General features: G+C 30.5%; 6 protein-coding genes. All 6 read right to left on the bottom strand.

Annotation, left to right across the window (positions count from 1 at the left end; all coding sequences use genetic code 11):
• Nucleotides 1-506 (bottom strand): glycosyltransferase (locus ACP5P5_RS13265; RefSeq protein ID WP_428286594.1); only part of this gene is annotated, 506 nt, incomplete at its 3' end.
• A gap of 1 nt (nt 507) precedes the next feature.
• Nucleotides 508-1,272 carry a glycosyltransferase family 2 protein gene (locus ACP5P5_RS13260; RefSeq protein ID WP_428286593.1) on the bottom strand — a complete coding sequence of 255 codons (765 nt, stop codon included), beginning with the start codon at nt 1,270-1,272 and terminating at the stop codon, nt 508-510.
• Between the two features lie 6 nt (nt 1,273-1,278).
• A complete protein-coding gene (locus ACP5P5_RS13255) occupies nt 1,279-2,451 on the bottom strand; it encodes a glycosyltransferase (RefSeq protein ID WP_428286592.1) in 1,173 nt (390 codons plus the stop codon).
• Nucleotides 2,430-3,341 carry an NAD-dependent epimerase/dehydratase family protein gene (locus tag ACP5P5_RS13250; RefSeq protein ID WP_428286591.1) on the bottom strand — a complete coding sequence of 304 codons (912 nt, stop codon included), beginning with the start codon at nt 3,339-3,341 and terminating at the stop codon, nt 2,430-2,432. The genes ACP5P5_RS13255 and ACP5P5_RS13250 overlap by 22 nt, the downstream gene beginning before the upstream one ends.
• The gene (locus ACP5P5_RS13245; protein ID WP_428286590.1) at nt 3,326-4,186 is read right to left on the bottom strand and encodes a class I SAM-dependent methyltransferase; all 861 of its coding nucleotides are present in this window, start codon (nt 4,184-4,186) and stop codon (nt 3,326-3,328) included. Before ACP5P5_RS13245 ends, ACP5P5_RS13250 begins: the two co-directional genes overlap by 16 nt.
• Nucleotides 4,183-4,389, bottom strand: a 207-nt coding sequence (locus ACP5P5_RS13240) for a DapH/DapD/GlmU-related protein (RefSeq protein ID WP_428286589.1), incomplete at its 5' end; no start/stop codon positions are given. The genes ACP5P5_RS13245 and ACP5P5_RS13240, both read right to left, overlap by 4 nt.

The following is a 4,389-nucleotide window of genomic DNA, read 5'->3' as shown; positions in this document are numbered from 1 at the left end:
GTAGCTCCGGTAACCAGGTAATTAAATGAAAGTATATAATCAAACAAATTTGTAAAATTAAAACCAACTAAATGACGATAGGTATTAAAGTATAAAGTATCCCACAAAGTTTGATTACTGGTTTTGCTATTTTCATCAATAATTTTTCCATTACTGAAAAAAACGGAGATTGAGGGAAAGCGGTTGAAATGCTCAACATAGATTTCAACTTTATTTTTGCACCAAATATCATCTTGGTCACTTAAAAAAATATAGTCGCCTTTACATAGTAAAATGGCTTTTTCAAAATTTTTTTTTGCCCCTAATGTATATTCATTTTTATATAACTGAATAATATTGGGATAAAGGAGCTTATATTCATTGAGAATGTTAATCGTGTTATCAGTAGACCCATCATCACATATTATAATTTCATTTACAGGAAGGGTTTGTAATAAAATACTATTTAATTGCTCTTTGATAAATGAAGCTCCATTATAAGTACATAGGGCAACTGAAATTTCCATATTAAAAAATATTTCTACCCAATAGAATCTTGGCTATAGATTTAATTCTATTCTTTTTAATATATTGATTATAGTAACCAATTTTATTTTCAAGCAAAGCAATTTTATTTAAATAATAAAGAGGTAATTCTCTCAAAAAAATTTCATCTTCATTTTTACTGCTCTGGCCGGATATATCATTATAAACAGCAATTGTCACGTCACAATAACTTAATTTTATACAATTACTTTTAAAGCAACGTATATTAAAGTCCCAATCTGCCCACAGCTTATATTTCAAATTGAAATAACCTATTTTGCTGAATAAAGAATTTTTAAAAAATATTGATTGATGGCAAATGTTTTTTTCAAATAATAGTTTATCAATATTAAAAATACCATCATAAATAATATTTTGTCCTTTGAATAATACGTTGCCATACAAATAATCAATATCACTTTTTGATAATATATTAAAAATTTTTTCTAAAACGAAGGAATCCATTAATACGTCATCACTTCCCATAAAATACAACCATTCTCCTTTTGCTAAATCAATCCCTTTATTCATGGCATCGTATATGCCTTCATCTTTTTCAGATATATAAAACAATTTTTTATTTTCAATTTTAAAAGCCTCAATAATTTGCTTTGTATTATCCGTTGAACCACCATCTATTACCCAAACTTCATAATCATGGAATGTTTGTAAAAAAATACTTTCTAAAGATTTTATAAGATTATTTCCCGAATTATAGGATGGAATAATTATTGAGAAAAATGGCATTTAAAATTATTTACAAAGTGAATCTATTACATTCTTCAATTCTTCAGTATATTTCAATTGAAATTTTACATAATCATAAGGCAATATTTTATTTACTTCTACTTCTGATTGTAGATAATATTCCATTAATTGGGAAAGTTCCAAAGAATCATTAGGAGAAAAATAAGTCTTATTTGGATAATCAATTAATTGTTCTTTATGTACAGCTATATCGGAACAAAGTATTCTGATATTCAGTGCTTTGGCATCTTCAATGGTAGTATTCCAGCCTTCAAATAGAGAAGGCTGAATAACAGCAATTGCATTTTTTAGTAAACAAACCTGATGTGAGCGTTCAATAAACCCTAAAAATTGAACATTATTTTCAAGATTAAATTCGGCAATCTTTTTTTTAAGTGTTTGAAAAAAAATTGAATCTCTATAATCATTTTCATTACCAGTAAATAGAACTTTTACATATATGCCATTTTGATTCAATAATCTTAATGCTTCAAATATCACCATGTGATTTTTATGTTGCCAAAACTGATTGCAACAAATATAATAGGGTAAGAAGATTTTATATTTATTTTGAACTTCCGTAAAATCTGATATTGCCAAATGATCTAATTTAACAGCAAATGGTAAAACAAATTTATTATTCTCATTATTTGGGTATGCTTCATTAAAATGAGATAAAGCAGTTTCACTACTGAACAAAACACTCCACTTGTTTTGAACAATTTTATTTTGAAACGATAACCTATATGCAATTTCTTCTTTTTTGAAGAAATTAGGATAAAAATGTTCTTGCAAATCGGGTATCCAATAAAGTTGATACTTAACCCCTATAAAAGCTTTATGTTCTATTGCCGGAAATAACAAATCTAAATCTTTAAACTTATTATTTTGGGCTATAAAAAAGATATTTGTATTGAATACAATTCTAGAAAGCTTATTAATAACTCGAACTATAAACGATGGTTTTTTTACCAAAGTTCTATACTTCATAAAAGGATAGCCGGTTATATTCTTTAAATTCAGAAAAGTATTTGCATCTTTACAAATGATAATTAATAATGGTTTTTCTGCTTCAGCTAACCTATTTAATGCAAATATTAAATTCTGAATATAATAGGTACCTCCTATCCAGTTTTCATCATATTGATATAAAAGACCTATTTTTCTTCTTCTAACCATTGTAAATATTTAAATATTCCATCAGCTATTTTTGTAGCAGGAGTAAAACCAATACTTTTTATTTTATCAATATTGGCCTGCCAATAAAGTGGATCTCCGCTTCTAACTATTTGATTAAACCTAAATTTGAATTTTGGTGTATGATGGTTGGCAAAATAAGTGGCCGCATCCATAATTTTACAAGATATGCCACTAGCTACATTATAAGCTTCACCATCAAATGCTGCGTTATTTAAAACACAATAAATTCCTTTTGATAAGTCTTCAATTTCTATGAAATCGCGAGTTTCATTTCCGGTACCCCACATTTCTACATCCTTTCCATTAATCGCTTTTTGGTGCCAATCCCAAAATAATTGTTTTTTCAAACCTGGCCCATATACTGAGAACAAGCGAAGTATAGACGCATTTATACCAAATAGACAAACATATTCTTTTACCAACATTTCTGCCATTAATTTATGATATCCATATGGTGAAACGGGTTGCAAAGGAGCTGATTCTTTAATTGGTAATGATTGAGGATTGCCATAAACAGCTGCGCTAGATAATTGTACGAATTTACAATTGGGTTGTTCTAATCTAATTGCCTCTAGAAGTTTAGCTACATTATTTACATTCAAAAAAAAATCTCTCTCAGGATGCTTCCAAGAATCAGGCACACTGGCAGCACCTGAACAATTAATACAAAAATCGAATCGTTGTTGGGCAAATATCGACTTGAAGTCTGCATTGGTTGCATCAATTTGCCAGTAATTCTGCAGACCATAACCTGGCATTACATCACAGCCATAACAGTCAAATCCCATCTGCATTTGAAAATACTTCATTGTATGACTACCAATAAAGCCCAAAGAACCGACGATTAAAACATTTATTTTTTCTGACATATATACGAATACATTCTACCCGGAATTTTTTCCTCATTCAATATATAATTCCTATAATTTTTGTATTTATACAGATTGAATACAAAGGGAATTTTTGCAAAAAAACCAAGTTTATTGTTCAGGGTCTTTTTTAAATGCGTCGTCGTATTCTCCCGATGATGTTCAATATCATGAACAGAAGTAGGAAAATAATTGATCACAGAATCAAAATATTTTAACTCGTGCAGTATATGTAGCCCGGCCATTTCCATAGCTTGCCTGTAGTCATTTGGATGGTACGCATTCTCACCACCATAAAAACGATGCAATGGATGTGATTCTAAGAACCAACTTTTATCTTTTTCATTCCAAACTACATGATCCCGAACAGTTATCAACAATCCTCCTTTTTTTAATATTTTACTGCAATTAGCAATAAAATCATTCAGGTTATGAGCATGATGCATGGCCTGTCTAACATACACAACATCAACACTCTCATTTGATACCGACAAATCTTCTGCTGTACTTTGCATTACATTCAAATTATCTAGTTGATAATTTTTCTTAAGCCAATCAATTGCCCCTTTCCCAACGGTATTACTAGGGTCAGGTTCTATTGCCGTTACTTGATAGCCTAATAAAGCGAAGTTAACTGCTGCAATACCATTTCCGGCCCCAACATCTACAATGGTTTTGGCATGTGGAGCCAATTGCTTTATCCAGCCAAGTGTAGCTGCGAATTCCTCACTTTCACCAAAAAGCGCTACATTTTTTTGTAAATCCGCATCAAAATAAGCCAAACGAACCAAGTCACTAAAGGCGGGTTGAGTCCGAATGTATTCAATCGTTTCGTGCCAGGTCATGTTGTATATTTAATTATTTTGGCCGGATTTCCGGCAACAACGGCATAGGGTGGTACATCTTTGGTAACTACACTACCCGCACCAACAATGGCACCTTCGCCAATAGTTACACCTTTTAAAATAATTACATTAAACCCTATCCAAGCTTTATCGGCTATTTTTATAGGACTACTTTTTACTTTTTCCCAATTTTTATATGCACC

Origin of the sequence: Hydrotalea sp. (genome assembly GCF_049968455.1) — a bacterium.
Classification (GTDB): Bacteria; Bacteroidota; Bacteroidia; order Chitinophagales; family Chitinophagaceae; genus Hydrotalea.
This window is presented reverse-complemented; position numbering and strand designations above follow the sequence as displayed.

Bases quoted from the DNA above. Each gene is read 5' to 3' on its own strand.
- ACP5P5_RS13260 (WP_428286593.1), bottom strand. From the start codon at position 1,272: ATGCCATTTTTCTCAATAATTATTCCATCCTATAATTCGGGAAATAAT.
- ACP5P5_RS13255 (WP_428286592.1), bottom strand. From the start codon at position 2,451: ATGGTTAGAAGAAGAAAAATAGGTCTTTTATATCAATATGATGAAAAC.
- ACP5P5_RS13250 (WP_428286591.1), bottom strand. From the start codon at position 3,341: ATGTCAGAAAAAATAAATGTTTTAATCGTCGGTTCTTTGGGCTTTATT.
- ACP5P5_RS13245 (WP_428286590.1), bottom strand. From the start codon at position 4,186: ATGACCTGGCACGAAACGATTGAATACATTCGGACTCAACCCGCCTTT.